Annotated in this window: 15 protein-coding genes; 3 read left to right on the top strand and 12 right to left on the bottom strand. The window is 43.6% G+C overall.

Annotated elements, in window-relative coordinates; genetic code table 11:
• The first annotated feature begins 197 nt into the window (after positions 1 to 197).
• Complete coding sequence (locus INT03_RS15115) at positions 198 to 326, top strand: ESPR-type extended signal peptide-containing protein (RefSeq protein WP_413469373.1); 129 nt, start codon at positions 198 to 200, stop codon at positions 324 to 326.
• Positions 327 to 346: 20 nt separating this feature from the next.
• A complete protein-coding gene (locus tag INT03_RS02565) occupies positions 347 to 2203 on the top strand; it encodes a YadA-like family protein (RefSeq protein WP_193007445.1) in 1857 nt (618 codons plus the stop codon).
• A 332-nt stretch (positions 2204 to 2535) separates the two neighbouring features.
• Here INT03_RS02565 and INT03_RS02560 read toward each other — a convergent pair whose 3' ends face one another.
• From INT03_RS02560 to urtA, 12 genes are all read right to left on the bottom strand, one after another.
• Entirely contained in the window at positions 2536 to 3213 is a 678-nt protein-coding gene (locus tag INT03_RS02560; RefSeq protein WP_193007444.1) for a HupE/UreJ family protein, read from the bottom strand.
• A gap of 105 nt (positions 3214 to 3318) precedes the next feature.
• The gene (gene ureG / locus INT03_RS02555) at positions 3319 to 3972 is read right to left on the bottom strand and encodes an urease accessory protein UreG (RefSeq protein ID WP_193007443.1); all 654 of its coding nucleotides are present in this window, start codon (positions 3970 to 3972) and stop codon (positions 3319 to 3321) included.
• A 38-nt stretch (positions 3973 to 4010) separates the two neighbouring features.
• The gene (locus tag INT03_RS02550) at positions 4011 to 4826 is read right to left on the bottom strand and encodes an urease accessory protein UreF (RefSeq protein WP_193007442.1); all 816 of its coding nucleotides are present in this window, start codon (positions 4824 to 4826) and stop codon (positions 4011 to 4013) included.
• Complete coding sequence (ureE, locus tag INT03_RS02545) at positions 4819 to 5367, bottom strand: urease accessory protein UreE (RefSeq protein ID WP_193007441.1); 549 nt, start codon at positions 5365 to 5367, stop codon at positions 4819 to 4821. Before ureE ends, INT03_RS02550 begins: the two co-directional genes overlap by 8 nt.
• A 74-nt stretch (positions 5368 to 5441) precedes the next feature.
• Positions 5442 to 7562, bottom strand: a complete 2121-nt coding sequence (gene ureC / locus INT03_RS02540; protein WP_193007440.1) for an urease subunit alpha — start codon at positions 7560 to 7562, stop codon at positions 5442 to 5444.
• A gap of 74 nt (positions 7563 to 7636) precedes the next feature.
• Positions 7637 to 7939, bottom strand: coding sequence for an urease subunit gamma (gene ureA, locus INT03_RS02535; RefSeq protein WP_010200554.1), 303 nt, complete (start codon positions 7937 to 7939; stop codon positions 7637 to 7639).
• 150 nt (positions 7940 to 8089) lie between these two features.
• Positions 8090 to 9079 carry an urease accessory protein UreD gene (locus INT03_RS02530; protein WP_193007439.1) on the bottom strand — a complete coding sequence of 330 codons (990 nt, stop codon included), beginning with the start codon at positions 9077 to 9079 and terminating at the stop codon, positions 8090 to 8092.
• A 134-nt stretch (positions 9080 to 9213) separates the two neighbouring features.
• On the bottom strand, positions 9214 to 9912 hold the full coding sequence (gene urtE / locus INT03_RS02525) for an urea ABC transporter ATP-binding subunit UrtE (RefSeq protein WP_193007438.1): 699 nt from the start codon (positions 9910 to 9912) through the stop codon (positions 9214 to 9216).
• Between the two features lie 46 nt (positions 9913 to 9958).
• On the bottom strand, positions 9959 to 10924 hold the full coding sequence (gene urtD, locus INT03_RS02520; protein WP_193007437.1) for an urea ABC transporter ATP-binding protein UrtD: 966 nt from the start codon (positions 10922 to 10924) through the stop codon (positions 9959 to 9961).
• Positions 10924 to 11994 carry an urea ABC transporter permease subunit UrtC gene (urtC, locus tag INT03_RS02515; RefSeq protein WP_193007436.1) on the bottom strand — a complete coding sequence of 357 codons (1071 nt, stop codon included), beginning with the start codon at positions 11992 to 11994 and terminating at the stop codon, positions 10924 to 10926. The genes urtD and urtC overlap by 1 nt, the downstream gene beginning before the upstream one ends.
• Before the next feature lie 10 nt (positions 11995 to 12004).
• The gene (gene urtB / locus INT03_RS02510; protein WP_193007435.1) at positions 12005 to 13810 is read right to left on the bottom strand and encodes an urea ABC transporter permease subunit UrtB; all 1806 of its coding nucleotides are present in this window, start codon (positions 13808 to 13810) and stop codon (positions 12005 to 12007) included.
• A gap of 129 nt (positions 13811 to 13939) precedes the next feature.
• Positions 13940 to 15250 carry an urea ABC transporter substrate-binding protein gene (gene urtA / locus INT03_RS02505; RefSeq protein WP_193007472.1) on the bottom strand — a complete coding sequence of 437 codons (1311 nt, stop codon included), beginning with the start codon at positions 15248 to 15250 and terminating at the stop codon, positions 13940 to 13942.
• Between the two features lie 582 nt (positions 15251 to 15832).
• On the opposite strand from urtA, the gene INT03_RS02500 reads away from it, so the two are divergent.
• Positions 15833 to 17449, top strand: coding sequence for an NAD(P)/FAD-dependent oxidoreductase (locus tag INT03_RS02500; protein ID WP_193007434.1), 1617 nt, complete (start codon positions 15833 to 15835; stop codon positions 17447 to 17449).
• Positions 17450 to 17648 lie beyond the last annotated feature (199 nt).

The following is a 17648-nucleotide window of genomic DNA, read 5'->3' as shown; positions in this document are numbered from 1 at the left end:
ATAATGCTATTTCTCCATAAAACTATCCCAGATTATTTTGCTTATCTAAGACAGCCCTGAAGATTAAACATCCTTTAATATAAATATACAGGTATGTTAGCTTTGTGCTTTAATAAATGACAGTTGTCATTTACGAGCATGGTTAGTGTAAGTGGCATAGATAGCCTTGATTTTATCGACGAGTAGTTTTTGGACTTATGGAGCGAGCTATGAATAAAGTATTTAAAAAGATTTGGAGTCAATCACTAGGTTGTATAGTGGTGGTATCTGAAAATACTAGAGCGCTGGTAAGACTAGCGGCACGACTGGCACTATCGCCCAAATAGCTCGCTCAAATGACTATAAGATGTTGACACTAAAAGGGCTTGCCTTCAGTATCGCAGCGATCAGTGGTTCGACAGTGTGGGCAGGCGTGGTATGCGTATCGGATCCTGTTTCTGGAGGAAGTACGGCAACAGGTGTAATTGCAGTAGCCTGTGGAATAAATAATGCAGCAGACGGTCTCAATAGCAGTGCTTTAGGTATTGACAATGAAGCGACTAGTGCGCTAGGTCATGCAAATGAAGCAACAGGTAACTCTAGCAATGCAGTGGGATTTTTCAATAAGTCCTCGGGTGGTTATAGCAGTGCGGTTGGTTATACTAATGTAGCATCAGGTGATTATAGTAGTGCGTTAGGTGCTAATAATGAAGCATCAGTTAAGTATAGTAGTGCCGTTGGTTATAACAATACCGCATCGCGTATCAATAGTAGTGCGGTAGGATCTAATAATATCGCCTCAGAGGGTTATAGTAGTGCATTTGGTTATAACAACACGGCATCGAACATAAATAGCAGTGCAATTGGCTATAAAAATACCGCCTCGAATGTAAATAGCAGTGCCGTCGGTTATAATAATAAAGCATCAGGTAAAGACAGTAGTGCCGTCGGTTTTGAAAATACATCAGAGGGTGACTACAGTGTTGCAGTTGGTTATCAGAATACCGCATCAAGTACAGACAGCAGCGTGTTTGGCAGTAATAGCCAAGCCACTGCGACAGGCGCAACCGCCATAGGTAGTTTCTCCATTGCAGATGAAAGAGATACGATTTCAGTTGGTAGCAAGGGTTTCGAAAAACGTATCACTAACGTGGCAGATGCGACAAATGATAAAGATGCGGTAAATAAACGATACACCGACGACAAAGCAACTGAAACTTTAACCGCCTCCAAAGGCTATACCGATGGTAAAGCAACCGAGACTTTGACTGCCTCCAAAGGTTACACCGATGGTAAAGCAACCGAGACTCTAGCATCGTCACAAAGTTATACTGATGGCAAAGCCACCGAGACTCTAGCATTGTCACAAAGTTATACAAATGATCAGGTGCTAATCGTTAAACAGGACATTGCTGCACAGCATAAATACCTAAGCATCAATGGTGGTACGTCTGCAGAAGCGATTGCTAGTGGAGACAACGCAATGGCTTTAGGCGCTAACGCGGCGGCGCAGGGCAAGCAATCTATTGCAATAGGAGATGGTGCTCAAGCAATCGGCGAGCAAGCTATCAGCATTGGCACTGGTAATAAAGTGACTGGAAATCATTCAGGTGCAATTGGCGATCCAAGTACGGTCAGTGGCAATAACAGCTATAGTATGGGCAATAATAATACCGTGTCTGGCGATAATACTTTTGTGCTCGGCAATAATGTCAATACTACTGCAAAAAACGCCGTGGTACTCGGCAATGAATCTAGCTCTAGCCGTGAAAACACAGTGTCGGTTGGCTCGGATCTTAACCAGCGTCAGATTATCAATGTTGCTAATGGTACCGCTGATAATGACGCAGTCAATGTCAGTCAGTTACAAGACGCAAAAACAAGCGCTATCGAAACCTCGAACACTTATACTGATACTAAATTTAATGCTCTAAATGACTCTATTCACAATTATCTGCAAGACAATGGACAGCGTTTTAAGGAAATTGATGATCGTTTTGATCGTCAAGGTGCGATGAGTGCTGCGATGTTAAACATGGCAACCAGCACGTCAGGTTTACAAGGTAAGAACCGTATAGGCGTGGGTGCAGGTTTTCAGGGCTCCGAGCAAGCGGTTTCCTTAGGGTATCAGCGTGTCATTAATCCCAATACCAGCTTTAGTCTCGGTGGTGCTTTCACAAAAGATGAGAACTCTGGTGGCATGGGTATGGGCTTTAGCTGGTAAGCATTAAGTAAATCAAAAGCCAGAAAAAGGACATTAATTTGTCCTTTTTCTCTGATGACCATTTTTACTTATTATCTCAAGCTTCTTATAGCCCAAACCTTTTTGAATGCTAATCCTGCTGTGAGCTAAGCGGTCGCTTGAGCGGCCTTATTTCTTTAAGAGTTTCTTTAAGAGCTGTCATAAGCTCAGGGGCATAAGGCAATTTATATAATGTCACCTGCGTGCATTTTGGTAAGTATGGCATCAATACTCATTGTTATGATAGATCGCTGCACAGCCAGCCACTTCAACTTACTACCGTGTTAAACAACTCTGTGTATAAATTAACAAAGTTACCCTAACAGCACACCGCATAAACCGACAACAGCTATAACACGTTGAATAATCAAACTGTCTTGCAGGTGAGTGTTTAGATAAGTGGCAAATCCTTTGCCGATAGTATATAGACCTAGCATGGCAACAATCATACCCGTAAAGAAGCCAGCGGTATTACTGTTTGCAGGCACTTCGATTGCATGAGCTGCACCGTGGAACATAGCAAGCGCACCAAAGCCAATGACTAAGAATTTATACACGGTTTTGACGGACATCTCGTGGCTTTGATTCAATGCCACATTAAAGTAGCGGCTCATAAGTGCCATAGTCAGGAGTACGATGGAGAGTAGAATGCCGTATTCAATAAACAGGCTATTCAAGCTCACACTTAAACTCAGTAAAAATCCTGTTACTAGACCAATTAACAGTGCTACAAAGCCTTTTTTAAAGCTGTACATTTGAGTAAATAGCATGCCCATGCCCAGCGCTAACATCAGATGGTCGAACCCAGTCAAAGGGTGCAATATACCAGACAATATTGAAAGGCTAAATGAGCCATCTGCTGCCATCAAGCCATGCCCAGGATGAGCAAATGCGAGTGTTGGTAGCAACGATAACAGTGCTAAGCTACTGATTATGGTGGTTTTTTGGAAGATATTTTTGCGTGTCATCGTTTTGGCTGTGTCTGTTGTCATGATAAATCCTTAATAAATAAACAAATCGATATAAAAACTGAATGATAATCCACTGATCCATCAGCGGTTTGTAGAGCACTTATTGATGCCATTACCTAAGGCATTCTACGCCACACTTAACATGCCTTTATCTAAGATAAAAGCAACAATGTCATCAAGACCTTCGCCTGTTTTCATGTTACTAAATACCACAGGCTTATCACCGCGCATTTTTTTGGCATCATGTGCCATCACCTCAAGTGACGCGCCTACGAAAGGGGCAAGGTCGGTTTTATTGATAATGAGCAAGTCCGATTTCATGATACCAGGGCCGCCTTTGCGAGGAATTTTATCGCCTGCAGACACGTCAATGACATATAGTGTCAAGTCGGACAATTCAGGGCTAAAAGTTGCTGCCAAATTATCACCACCCGACTCGATGATAATGAGCTCAAGACCTGCAAATTGCTGCTGTAATTCGGCGATGGCAGATAAGTTAATTGAGGCATCTTCACGGATGGCAGTATGCGGGCAGCCACCGGTTTCAACACCGCGAATGCGCTCAGCTGGCATCGCCTCATTGCGGGTTAAAAATTCAGAGTCTTCTTTGGTATAAATATCATTAGTTACCACGGCCATATTGATGTCATCCCGCAGGCGTTGACATAGTCTCAGCGTCAATGCCGTTTTTCCTGAGCCTACAGGGCCGCCAATGCCTAAGCGTAGCGGAGAGAGCGTCGTTTCTAAATTTTTGTTTTTGACTTTGGGTGTTAGTGCCATAAATAAAGTTCCTTGATGAGAGTTGTGTATATTAGCGATTAAGAGCGAAATAGGCGGCTATATTGCCTTTCATGCTGGCAAGACAGTATGGCTAAATTTGGTATGTTGGCGGACATATGTAGCTGTTGATAGAGAAGATTTAGCTCAAATGTTGTTATATCAGAGCAATCAGTCATTAACGCCATACGTTGAACGTGCGAAAATTTTTGCTGGACGTTGGCAGCCAGTGGCTGTATTTGCTGACTTAATAACTGTTGCAGCTGCCAAATGATGCGCTGTCCTGCCATTTGTCCAAGCGGTACGGTTTTGACCGCAGCCAGCACCATATTTTCTATTTGACCAAAAGCGTAGGTGGTCATGGCTTGTACAGGCTTAAGTTGCCAGTGCGAGCTGATATGAGCAAACAGTGGCAAAAATCCATGAGCGAGTAAGCTATCAGGCACATTGAGCTCAAGGACATTATCTAGCCATGCGGATAAAGACAGTGCCAATTGACTTGACTCATAGACGAACTCTTTGGTTTCGCGGCTAGCGTGGTAATCTGCACCTAAAGCATCAGCAAGTGCGACGTCATCAATCATAAGTGCCTCTATCATCAGCGCCAATAATGGTAGCTCATAACGACACAATGCCAGCTCCAAGTAGTCACTCATAAATGCTAAGCAACTGCTTTCATCATGAATAAGCCCTGACTCGATAGCAGGCTCTATGCCTTGCGAGTAGGTATAACTACCAATAGGTAGGTTGCTTGACGCCAGCATGAGCAAACGTCCAGTTACCTCTGTATTATTCAGAACATTTATACCTTGTGCGGTACTGGCAGGATGCTGGGAGTGCGTGGCATGATTAGTCATGAGAGTTGCCGTGGGTGTGTGAATGGTCGTGATAGTGATGACTATGATTATGACCATGAGAGTGAGAATGTCCGCCTTGATTGCCTTTATAAGCACCAGTCTCTGGCTCAAATGGCGCTTGTACGGCTTGGGTATGTAGGCCAAGTTGATGTAACATCGCTTCTAAAACATGGTCAGGCTCAAAGTAGAGTGCATTAGGTGTCAGCATTAAAGGCACATGGCGGTTGCCTAAATGGTAAGCGCCCTTCATAAGGTCAAAATCATTATCGGCAGTCACTTCGATTAATCCCTGCTTGGCAGCCATAATCTGTATTAAATTGCCTTGATGGTCTGCTAGCACACTGCCATTCTTAATGGTTTCCGTACGTGGCAAATCAACACCAATGGATTCTTGGTGCTGAGTTTCTGCTTTAAAACGGCTACGCTGACGGGTATCGAAATCTAAATATAAAAAATTTTCTGCCTGTTTTTGCTTATCAATAATTGCTTGTTGTTCAGCGCTAAGGGTTGATAGATCAAGACGTTGCGTATAAATGTTCATAATTATGTTTATAGTCCGTTAAAGTAGATGGTTGACAGCTGATGGTGGATTATCAGCACGACAATAAAAAGTAGCTAGAATAAAAAATAGCGCTGTGCCATCGGTAGATAGTCGGCAGGCTCACAGGTCAGCAGCTCACCATCGGCGTACACTTCATAGGTCTCAGGATTGACCTCCATCTTAGGACAGTAGCTATTAAACTTCATGTCTTGTTTACGTACCTTACGAATGTTGTGTACCGCTTTAATGACCTTTTCTAACCCTAATTGCTTATCAACACCCTTATCAATAGCCGCACTTGACATAAAGGTGATGCAAGTCTGCGCCACTGTTTTGGGGAAGCTACCAAACATGCTGCGATAGTGCACAGGCTGCGGGGTTGAAATGGAAGCATTGAGGTCGCCCATGGACGCTGCCGCAATCAAGCCGCCTTTAATGATAAGGTCGGGCTTTACGCCAAAAAATGCCGGCGACCATAAAATTAAATCCGCCCATTTATCTACTTCAATGGATCCCACTTCGTCACTAATGCCATGAGTGATGGCAGGATTGATGGTGTATTTTGCGAGGTAGCGTTTGATACGAAAATTATCATTGCTGCTATCAGAGTCAGTGGGACTTAGCATGATATTTTCTAAGGATTGCTCAGTTTTAGCCGATTGATCAGGAGCCAGATGACCACGTTGGGTTTTCATTTTATCAGCCGTTTGCCACGTGCGAATAATGACTTCTCCCACGCGTCCCATCGCTTGCGAATCACTACTCATCATGGAGATGGCACCCATATCTTGTAAAATGTCTTCGGCGGCAATGGTTTCTTTACGAATACGACTTTCGGCAAAAGCGACATCTTCAGCAATGGCTGGGCTTAAGTGGTGACAAACCATGAGCATGTCGAGATGCTCGTCAATGGTATTAATAGTAAAAGGGCGCGTTGGATTGGTTGATGAGGGTAAAACGTTGGTTTCGCCAATAGCTTTTAAGATATCTGGGGCATGACCGCCGCCAGCGCCTTCGGTATGGAAGGTGTGAATACAGCGGTCTTTAAACGCGCCGAGAGTGCTATCTAAATAGCCGCTTTCATTTAACGTATCAGTATGAATCGCCACTTGCACATCATATTCTTCGGCCACGCTAAGGCAGTTATCAATGGCTTTGGGCGTGGAGCCCCAGTCTTCATGAAGCTTAAGCCCGATAGCTCCTGCTTCGATTTGCTCAACAATTGGCGCTGGTAAACTAACATTGCCTTTACCTAACAATCCAATATTCATCGGAATAGCATCAGTGGCTTTTAGCATGCTGTGAATATGATAGGCACCAGGCGTACAAGTGGTGGCAAGAGTGCCTTCAGCAGGTCCCGTCCCACCGCCTAACATCGTGGTTACACCAGACATCAATGCCGTTTCACACTGCTGCGGTGCAATGAAGTGAATATGACTATCGATCCCGCCAGCAGTTAATATTTTACCTTCTCCTGCGATAATTTCGGTAGCCGCGCCAATAGGTAACGTCACGTTAGGCTGAATATCAGGGTTACCGGCTTTACCGATGCCGCTAATGCGACCGCCCTTAATAGCGATATCTGCCTTATAGATACCGCTATAGTCGACAATCAGAGCATTGGTAATAATGGTATCGGCAACTTGGTCACCCAGCAGCTGTGATTGACCCATCCCATCGCGGATTACCTTGCCGCCACCAAATTTGACCTCTTCACCGATGCTATCAGTACGTTGGTCACTGTGACTGGTCAAATCATATTCAACCTCAAGCCATAAATTTGTATCGGCTAAGCGTACCTTATCTCCTGTAGTAGGGCCAAAATGTTCGGCATAAATACGTCGGTCAATGCGTTTTTTCGAGGTATTTTGAGAGATTTTAGGGTCTACAACGCCCATAACCTTGCCTGAAAAACCATAGATGTGTTGTTTACCGGCGATAGCGACTAGCTCAACTTCTCGTGCTTGGCCCGGCTCAAAGCGTACCGCAGTACCAGATAAGATATTGAGTCGATAGCCAAGCGTCCACTCTCGATCAAAGCTCAGTGCTGCATTGACTTCATAGAAGTGATAATGAGAACCGATTTGAATAGGGCGGTCGCCAGTATTGATTACCGTTATGGTTTGAACATATCGACCAGCGTTCAAAGCCATATCGCCTGCTTTAATATTATATTCGCCTGCTTTCATCGTCATTTTTATTATCCTTAATCGTCTTACGGCAATGGCTCTCGTTCAATATCGTTTTATACGGCTTTACAACAAGCAAGCTATACGATGGGGTTATGTACCGTCACCAGCTTAGTGCCATCGGGGAAAGTGGCTTCAACTTGGACATCATGTATCATCTCTGCAATGCCTTCCATGACGTCATCGGCAGAGAGGTAAGTGGCTCCTTCACTCATTAGTTGCGCCACGGTTTTGCCATCACGCGCGCCTTCCATCAGTAGCATGCTGATATAAGCGATAGACTCAGGATAATTAAGTTTTACACCGCGATTTTTACGACGTTCCGCCACCATGCCTGCGGTAAATAGTAAGAGCTTATCTTTTTCGGTAGGATTTAACTGCATAAAACTTCCTTAATAATTATTGTCTTTTGAAGGCTATGATTCGTTTTTAATCTTTATAAAGTAAATAGGCTAAGTTAAATGTACTAAGTAGAGTCATTCTGATTTTATTAAGCATTGTTCAGGGATGAGATTAAGTGGGAGCACATGGTATTAGGTATCCCAAATCCTTGGTCGATGAGGCTCAAGTGCGTACCATTTAGACCTGATAAGCTCGCGGACTTGGTAAAAAGCCTCGAAGCAAGCGCGCACATCTGCTCCTAAATAACGGCAATTAATACCTTGAAAATTGTGAGTACAGTGAATAGGTAATGACTGCGTATCAATGAGATGGCGTAGCTCGGTAATAGTGGCATCTAAATATTGACCAAGCTTGAGCGGATTATTCTGTAACTCAGATGCAATGACCTCTGTGCTAGGTATTGCCCAAAAAGAGCCATGTACATGTTGATTGTTCAGTCCTAATGGTGAGATAAACCAGCGCGTATTTGCTTGCTGGGAGGTGCACTCACTGACCAATAAATTACTCTCACGCCATATCTCTAAGCGGTTGGCATAATGACCATTAGCAAAAGTCTCTTGATACGCTTGACGTCCGAACACAGCAATATCCCAAGTCAACAAACTTGCTGTCTTAGCTAAATAAAATCGGTTATTCGCATTAGAGTTGGAATAATCGTAATAAATACTTTCTTGAGGTAGCCATTCTAAGACAGCGTGGTCATCGAGGCGGGCGTCGATATGCTGTTCTGCGCTGACACCATCATTAAAACAGTCGTTAGAAGTGTTGCTGTTTGCCGATTGAGTACCGTTATTAAATTTTGATGAGTCGCTAGGTCTAGAGGATCGTAACGATTTGCGTTGCCCGTACCATTTTTCAGCTCCAGGAGTAGTAATCACCGCATGGCTATTAGAGTGTAGGTCAAATTCCAATGTTAAACGGTCATCATCGGCGATACCAGCAGGAGGATACAATACATAAATATGGCAAATCCCTGCTTGGCTGTTGTCAGTACTATCAGGCTCAGGATACAGCGCGCGCTGCACCATGAGTGCGCCAGTATGAGCACGATGACACAGCCGAGTTTTTGCAGCATTAGAGGCGCAGTCGAAATGAAGCTGTAGTGAGGATTGCCAAGTCAAAACTGTATTTCCTTTTAGAAAGCGTCCTTTTAGAAAGTGTCTTTTTAGAAAGTGTCCTTTTAGAAAGTGTCTTTTTATAAAGTGTCCTTTTAGAAAGTGTCCTTTTATAAAGTGTCCTTTTATAAAGTGTCCTTTTAGATTGCCACCAACTCTTGAATATTGTTTTCTGCCATGTCACATCCAGCCCCTTGAGCTACCACTCGTCCTCTAGAGAGCACGGTATAGTTATCGGCAAGCTCTTCTGCGAACTCATAAAACTGCTCGACTAAAACAATTGCCATCTCGCCTTTATTAGCAAGACTACGAATGACTCTACCAATGTCTTTAATAATGGACGGTTGAATACCTTCAGTAGGCTCATCAAGTACTAGCACGCGAGGCTCTGAAGCAAGTGCACGAGCAATAGCGAGTTGCTGCTGCTGACCGCCTGATAGATCACCACCGCGGCGATGTTTCATTTCATCCAGCACTGGAAATACATCATATAAGTGTTTAGGTACTTTACTCGCTTTACGTTGAGAGAATTTTGCCATTCCAATGAGGATGTTTTCTTCAACGGTCAAAGTGGAAAAGATATCACGTCCTTGCGGCACATAAGCCAGTCCTGCGCGCACACGCTGCTCAGGCGTCATCTTACTAATATCCTTACCGTCTAATAAAATTTCACCGGATTTTATTGGTAGGATGCCCATCAAGCATTTAAGCAAGGTGGTTTTACCGACGCCATTACGACCCAGTACGACGCTACATTCTCCTACCGGTGCGGCTAGGGTGACATCACGTAAGATGTGACTGCCGCCGTAATATTGATTTATAGCATTAATTTCTAACATATAACTACCCTTATTTTTTAGGTCTATTTCTAAGCACTACTATCGACTATCGACCCAAATAGGTCTCAATAACGGCCTCATTATTCTGTACTTCACTCAACGTGCCTTCAGCCAAAATAGCGCCATTTGCTAAGACCGTTACTTTTTCACTTATGGCATCAATGAAAGTCATGTCATGTTCAACTACGATTAAGGTGTGATTCTTTTTAAGGCGTAGACATAACTCAGCAGTATGTTCCGTTTCGGCATCGGTCATGCCTGCTACTGGTTCATCAAGTAAGATAAGTTTTGGTCTTTGCATCAGTAACATTCCAATCTCTAGCCACTGTTTTTGACCATGAGACAATAATCCTGCTGGCTTGTTAATCAGCTCTTTTAGGCGTATTTGATCAAGCGTTGAGTCAAGAGTATCTTGGATTTCTGCGTCAATTTTAGTAAACCAGCTTTTTGATACCCGTTTGTCCTTTGGTGCAGCCAGCATTAAGTTATCAAGTACGGTAAATTTCTCAAATACGGTGGGTTTTTGAAACTTACGGCCAATGCCTGCTTCCGCTATTTCTTCGGTAGATAGTTTGGCTAAATTATGTACTTGACCGAAAAATGCGCTGCCTGTGGTCGGGCGCGTTTTACCCGTAATAACATCCATTAACGTCGTCTTACCTGCGCCATTAGGGCCGATGATGCAGCGTAGCTCGCCCGCCTCAATGTATAAAGACAAATCATTGAGTGCACGAAACGAGTCAAACCACACGCTAACGTCTTCCAAATAAAGCGCAATACCATGTCTCATATCTGGACCTGATTTAGAAACAGGATGCGCTAAGCCACCGCTATCTCCATAATCTTCAGCCAAACTAGTGACTGGTCGGGTAGGCTTGGTTTCTGCAATCGTTATGTTATTTGTATTGTCAAAACTTCCCATTGGCTTATGTATACTAGGATCATTTTGATTTTTAATAAGCGCACCGTTAGCTGTTTTTTGGGAAGCAGCATTATTACATATTATTGACATTATTCTTTTTCCTTCTTAAAACGATCGAGTACACCAATGATGCCGTTAGGGAGAAATATAGTAACCACTACAAATAATCCGCCTAGAATAAGTAACCAGAACTCTGGGTAGGCGACGGTAAAATAGGTTTTAATCACATTGACTGTACCAGCGCCTACAATGGCACCGATTAATGAACCTCTGCCTCCAGCAGCCACCCAGACTGCCATCTCGATAGAGTTGACGGGGTTCATCTCGCCTGGGTTAATGATACCAACTTGCGGTACATATAGAGCACCAGCGATACCAGCTATCATTGCAGACAATACCCAAGCTGAAAGCTTGTACCAAAGCGTGCGATAGCCTAGATATTGCAAGCGATTTTCACTATCACGGATGGCACCAAGCACACGCCCATAAGGCTGGCTCATCAGATAGCGTAGTCCAAGATAGGACAGTAGCAGCGCCAAAGCAGTCGTAAAACACAGCACAGCCCTCGTTGAAGAGGCGGTGATGTCATAGCCTAATAGCGTGGTAAAACCTGTGAAGCCATTGTTACCACCGAAGCCTGTTTCGTTACGGAAGAATAATAAGGCGGCAGCATAGGTCATGGCTTGGGTGATAATCGAAAAATAAACCCCTTTGATTTTTGAGCGAAAAGCAAAATAGCCAAAGATAAAAGCGACCAGACCGGGAACTAGCACCACTAAAGCCATCGCCCACCAGAAATGTTGAGTGCCTGCCCAGTACCACGGCAATTCGGTCCAACTCAAAAAACGCATAAAATCTGGCAAGCCCGTGCCAGCAGTTTCACGCGTCAAGTACATACCAAAAGCATAACCTCCTAGCGCAAAATAAAGACCATGACCTAAGCTTAGAATGCCGGCATAGCCCCAGACCAAGTCTAAAGCCAGTGCTACCATGGCGAGCGCCATTATTTTACCAATCAAAGTTATCCAATAAGCAGACAGGTGAAAACTAGAGGTTTCAGGTAACAAATGGAGCCAAGGCAATATCAGTAGCACTAAAAAACACAAACCAATCAAAATAGCATTACGTGGGGAATCAGATAATAATTGAGTCAAACGCATGAGGTTCTCCTTAATCCACAAAACGGCCTTTGAGGGCGAATAAACCTTGTGGACGTTTTTGAATAAACAAAATCACAAGAACCAGTAACACAATCTTAGCCATCACAGCACCAATGCCAATCTCAAGCACCGTACCACTGACACCAAGACCTAAAGATGCCAATACCGCGCCCCATACTTGCCCAACACCGCCAACCACGACGACTAAGAACGCATCAATAATATAAGTTTGACCTAAGTCGGGTCCGACGTTACCCACTTGTGCTAGAGCGCAGCCAGCGAGACCGGCCAACCCTGAACCAAGGCCGAATGCCAACATGTCGATGCGAGCAGAGGAGATACCAACTGCACGTGCCATTTGCCGGTTTTGAGTCACAGCGCGCACAAATAGCCCAAAGCGAGTCTTGTTAAGTAAGTACACCAGTAGCATAAGAATGATGATGGTAAAGCCGATAATAGCGATACGGTTGAAGGGGAGTACAAGGCTTGAGGACACTTGATAGGCGCCGCTCAACCAGTCGACATTGCTGACTTCGACATTTTGCGCGCCAAATATCATCCGAACCAACTGCATAAGAATCAGACTGACACCGAAGGTTGCTAGTAAGGTTTCAAGCTCACGACCATAAAGTGGTCGAATAACGATCCGTTCGATAACCATGCCAATAATGGCACTAACTAAAAAAGCAACAGGTATAGCGGCAACCAGATACCACCCTGTCATACTGGGAAAGTAAGCTTGAAACAGATTTTGCACTACATAAGTAGAGTAAGCGCCAATCATAATCAGCTCACCGTGAGCCATATTGATGACACCAAGCAGTCCAAAGGTAATGGCAAGCCCTAAAGCGGCGAGAAGTAAGACACTCGCAGTGCTAAGACCGGTGAAAAGATGACCGATCCAAGTACTGATGGTAATGCGCTGCTCAATACTATCTTCAGCGTCTAATAACGCAGATTTGAGTACAGGATCGCTATCGTCTGCCGCCAATGCATTTTTAACATCCACTAAGACTTGTGGGCTATCGCTATTGGCAAGCACGGTAAGCGCGGCAATTTGTTTGGCGACGTCGCCATCCCTAAAATCAATCCTCGCTTGCAAGGTATTTAACGCCGTTTTGACGTCGACGTCTTCCTCATTAGTGGCAGCAGCGCTTATAAGTGCTGGATCTAGCTGTTCGATATTGTCCGCTAAGATAGCAACTGCCTGCATACGTTGCGTAGGATCGTTTGACGCAAGCTTAACCTTAGCTTGTCCAAACACTAAGGCTGAGCGTAGTGCATTGGTCAAAGTTACTTGTGCCAAGTCGCTGGGCCACTCTGTGGTCAGCTGCTTAGCAGGGTAAGTAAATAACTCATCTTCGCTGTTAAGTAGGTAGGTTTGCCCAGCATTATCTTGGTATAGCTCATCGTTTTTTATAAGCTCAACTAAAGTATCCAAGCTCTCAACTGACCCCGGCCACTGATTGAGCATGGTTTGGCGCTTGGTGAAGTCAGCAGCAACGAACTGTTCGATAGCATCCCCTTTACTTATCGCAAGATCAGCTGATGTCGTTACAGACTGCTTGTTCTGAGCAAGTAAGGTGTCGTCTTGAGCAAGTAAGGTCTCTTCACTTACAGCATTGGATGTCGCTGCCACAGTATTAGTAGATACTGCCTCATCGCGCTCGTGGCTGTGTACTACTGGCGTCTCGTGAGCATGAGCAGCTGATGTGATAGCAATGAGGAGAAGTAAAGATAATAAGGCGATTATAAAAGTCTTATTAGAATAATTGGCTTGCGCGTCACTTTTATAATAGGAAGAGTAATGTGACATGATGATTCCTTTTTTGCAGTCAACACTCCTTTAACCTCTACTAAAAACTGTTTTATCAGTAGAAGTTAAAGGGTTGCTGGTTTTGATACCATTAAGGGGCTAAGGATTACGGTTTAAGTGACCACAACCTTATTTAGGGATGTACTGACTCCATGGCTCAGCACGAATGACTGTTGGCGTTTTGCTAATTACATCGAACTGACCATCGGCACGGATTTGACCGATCATGACAGGCTTCCATAAATGATGGTTTTCCTCATCCATTTTCAATGTATACCCTGATGGCGCGTCAAAAGTCTGACCTCCCATACTAATACGCACTTTATCGACATTAGTCGTACCAGCTTTTTCGACTGCTTGTTTCCACATATTGATACCCACGTAGGTGGCTTCCATAGGATCATTGGTCACGACTTTGTTAGCATTGGGTAGCTTATGATCCAGCGCATATTTCTTATACTTTTTAGTGAAGTCGCTGTTGACAGGATTTTTAACCGACATAAAGTAGTTCCATGACGCCAAATGCCCTTGCAATAAGCTGGTATCGATACCGCGAAGCTCTTCTTCTCCTACTGAGAATGCCATGACTGGGATATCAGAGGCTTTAATACCTTGGTTGGCAAGTTCACGATAAAAGGGTACGTTTGAATCCCCATTAATGGTAGAGATAACCGCCGTCTTCTTACCAGTAGAGAAGCTTTTAATATTGCCAACGATTGTCTGATAGTTGCTAAAACCGAAAGGGGTGTACTCTTCCATGATATCTGTTTCAGCGACTCCTTTAGATTTTAAGAAAGCCCGCAGTATCTGGTTAGTAGTCCGAGGATAAACATAGTCTGTTCCAAGTAAAACGAAGCGTTCTGCATTACCGCCCTCTGGACTCATCAAATATTCAACGGCAGGAATGGCTTGTTGGTTAGGTGCAGCACCAGTGTAGAAAATATTTTCTGATTGTTCTTGACCCTCGTACTGCACCGGATAAAACATCAAACCATTTAGTTCTTCAACGACAGGCAGCACTGACTTACGTGACACTGACGTCCAACCCCCAAATATCACATCAACTTTATCTTGGGTTAACAGCTGACGTGCTTTTTCAGCGAATAACGGCCAATCAGAGGCGGGATCTACGACGATTGGCTCTAGCTGTTTACCCAACACGCCGCCATTGGCATTAATTTCATCAATGGTCATGAGCGCCGTATCTTTTAATGACGTCTCAGAGATGGCCATCGTTCCAGATAAAGAATGCAAGATACCAACTTTGATGGTGTCACCATCTGCCGCAGAGGTAGCAGTCGTCGCAGAGGTTTCCGTTTTTGTGGCGGTAGAATTGGTTTCTGCACTAGTTTCCGCAGGTTTTTGACAACCTATAAGACTTAAGCTGCCGACAACAGCTACTGCTAGTAGAGACAAACGTGATGTCAATTTTGAGTCGATACGATAATTTGTACTTATAGGAGTAGCAGTAATAAGCGTTGGCAATAAAGACATATATTTCTCCAAAAAGATAAAGTAGCAGCCTGGTAGGCCGAGTGAACGAGCCATTCCTAACTATGATTAATACTTCAATATCTATGCCAATATAAAATACAAGACAAATGCACCAATATTGGTCTTTATCAGGAGCTAGGGCACTTCTTTGCACCATAATTGGTTGTTATGATTTTCTATGCACCATTTATGTCTGGTTAAGAAATGCTAAAGTGGTATAAAAAATGACGACATCAGAAGCGATGTTTTTTTGAGGTCAGAAAGTGTTAACAGAAGGGAATTAAGAAGCAAACGTACTAAATGATATTAACCCAACTAAAGATAAGTTTTTTTTGGCTAAAGCACGTTAGCCATTACCCTTGGTAGCTAGCTTGGGGTGAGGTCAGACATTTAGTTTTTATAATAGGGTGCTGATCTATGCTGAAGAAACCATAAATTTACCCTGCATAAGTAAAATATTCATTCGCTTATTTGTACCAGTACCAGTAAAATGCGAGACTGTTTTCTACACGAGTTTATGAGTACCCAATGATACGTTTAACTGAAATTAAATTGCCATTAAATCATGCACCTGAAGATCTAACGACTGCTATAACGACAAAACTTAAAATCTCTGCTGAGCAAATGGCGTCATTTGTGATGTTTAAACGTGGTTATGATGCTCGTAATAAAAGAAATATCCAATTGATTTATACGCTAGACATCACCCTGACCGACTCGGATTTAACCAATGATTTACTGGTTCAGTTTGAGTCAGACAACCACGTTAAAGCCACACCAGATACCAGCTACAAATATGTAGGTGAAGCGCCAAAGAATTTAACTGAGCGTCCAGTCGTTATTGGTTTTGGACCTTGTGGTTTGTTAGCAGCACTTACCCTTGCTCAAATGGGTTTTAAACCTATTATCATCGAACGTGGTAATGAAGTCAGACAACGCACCAAAGACACCTTTGGCTTTTGGCGTCAGCGTAAATTAAACACAGAATCTAACGTACAATTTGGTGAAGGCGGAGCGGGTACTTTTTCTGACGGAAAACTGTACAGCCAAGTAAAAGATCCAAATCATTATGGTCGTAAAGTCATGACCGAATTTGTAAAAGCTGGCGCACCAGATGAGATTTTATTTGTCAGTAAGCCGCACATAGGTACTTATAAGTTAGTCACCATGGTAGAAAAAATGCGTGCTGAGATCATAGCACTCGGTGGGGAAGTCCGTTTTGCGACTCGCGTAGATGACTTGCATATCACTGACTCAAAAGTAACTGGCGTGACACTTAATACTGGCGAAACCTTAAAAACCAACCATGTTGTTCTTGCTGTTGGTCATAGCGCCCGTGATACCTTCCAAATGATCCATGATAAAGGCGTGTATGTTGAAGCAAAACCTTTCTCGATTGGCTTTAGGATTGAACATAAACAGTCAACCATAGACAAAGCACGCTTTGGTAACAATGCTGGGAACGAGATACTTGGTGCTGCGGATTACAAACTGGTTCATCATTGTAAAAATGGTCGTTCTGTCTATAGCTTCTGTATGTGTCCAGGTGGAACGGTGGTTGCCGCAGCATCAGAAGAAGGCCGTGTGGTCACTAATGGCATGAGCCAATATTCAAGAAACGAGCGTAACGCCAACAGTGCTATCGTTGTAGGCATCAATCCAGAGCGAGATTACCCAAACCATCCTCTTGCTGGTATCGAATTACAAAGACAACTAGAAACTTTAGCGTTTGAATTGGGCGGCAAAGATTACAGTGCACCAGCGCAAACCATTGGCGACTTCTTAAAAGGTAAACCAGATTCAGAGTTAGGCGATGTAAAACCCTCGTACACACCGGGTATTACCTTAACTGACTTAAGCAAAGCACTGCCAGATTTTGCCGTAGATGCCATACGTGAAGCTATTCCAGCGTTTAATAGAAAAATCCAAGGATTTTCATCTGATGATGGGTTACTCACTGGCGTAGAAACCAGAACATCGTCACCAATCAGCATTAAACGCAATAAAGAATTCCAAAGCATTAACACCAAAGGTTTATTCCCTGCAGGCGAAGGCGCTGGCTACGCAGGCGGCATATTATCAGCAGGGATTGATGGCATCAAAGTGGCAGAAGCTGTAGCGAAATCGATGTTGAACATAGAGTAAGAGCGGCTGTAAATTGTAAGCAAACCCCAATATTAATATTAAACCGCTTACCTAGATAAAAACATGAGAGTAAAAAAGCCTTTCAAGCTATGAAATATAAAGCTTGAAAGGCTTTTTTTTGTTTTGAAGGTATGCTGTATGAAAATATATCGTCAGTTATGCAATATTATGATGCGATAAGACATTAAAAGACCCCACA

It is taken from the genome of Psychrobacter sp. PG1, assembly GCF_014897815.1.
Lineage (GTDB): Bacteria > Pseudomonadota > Gammaproteobacteria > Pseudomonadales > Moraxellaceae > Psychrobacter.
This window is presented reverse-complemented; position numbering and strand designations above follow the sequence as displayed.

Bases quoted from the DNA above. Each gene is read 5' to 3' on its own strand.
- INT03_RS02565 (WP_193007445.1), top strand. From the start codon at position 347: ATGTTGACACTAAAAGGGCTTGCCTTCAGTATCGCAGCGATCAGTGGT.
- urtB (WP_193007435.1), bottom strand. From the start codon at position 13,810: ATGTCACATTACTCTTCCTATTATAAAAGTGACGCGCAAGCCAATTAT.
- ureG (WP_193007443.1), bottom strand. From the start codon at position 3,972: ATGGCACTAACACCCAAAGTCAAAAACAAAAATTTAGAAACGACGCTC.
- urtC (WP_193007436.1), bottom strand. From the start codon at position 11,994: ATGCGTTTGACTCAATTATTATCTGATTCCCCACGTAATGCTATTTTG.
- urtE (WP_193007438.1), bottom strand. From the start codon at position 9,912: ATGTTAGAAATTAATGCTATAAATCAATATTACGGCGGCAGTCACATC.
- ureA (WP_010200554.1), bottom strand. From the start codon at position 7,939: ATGCAGTTAAATCCTACCGAAAAAGATAAGCTCTTACTATTTACCGCA.
- INT03_RS02550 (WP_193007442.1), bottom strand. From the start codon at position 4,826: ATGACTAATCATGCCACGCACTCCCAGCATCCTGCCAGTACCGCACAA.
- urtD (WP_193007437.1), bottom strand. From the start codon at position 10,924: ATGTCAATAATATGTAATAATGCTGCTTCCCAAAAAACAGCTAACGGT.
- ureE (WP_193007441.1), bottom strand. From the start codon at position 5,367: ATGAACATTTATACGCAACGTCTTGATCTATCAACCCTTAGCGCTGAA.
- INT03_RS15115 (WP_413469373.1), top strand. From the start codon at position 198: ATGGAGCGAGCTATGAATAAAGTATTTAAAAAGATTTGGAGTCAATCA.
- ureC (WP_193007440.1), bottom strand. From the start codon at position 7,562: ATGACGATGAAAGCAGGCGAATATAATATTAAAGCAGGCGATATGGCT.
- INT03_RS02560 (WP_193007444.1), bottom strand. From the start codon at position 3,213: ATGACAACAGACACAGCCAAAACGATGACACGCAAAAATATCTTCCAA.
- INT03_RS02500 (WP_193007434.1), top strand. From the start codon at position 15,833: ATGATACGTTTAACTGAAATTAAATTGCCATTAAATCATGCACCTGAA.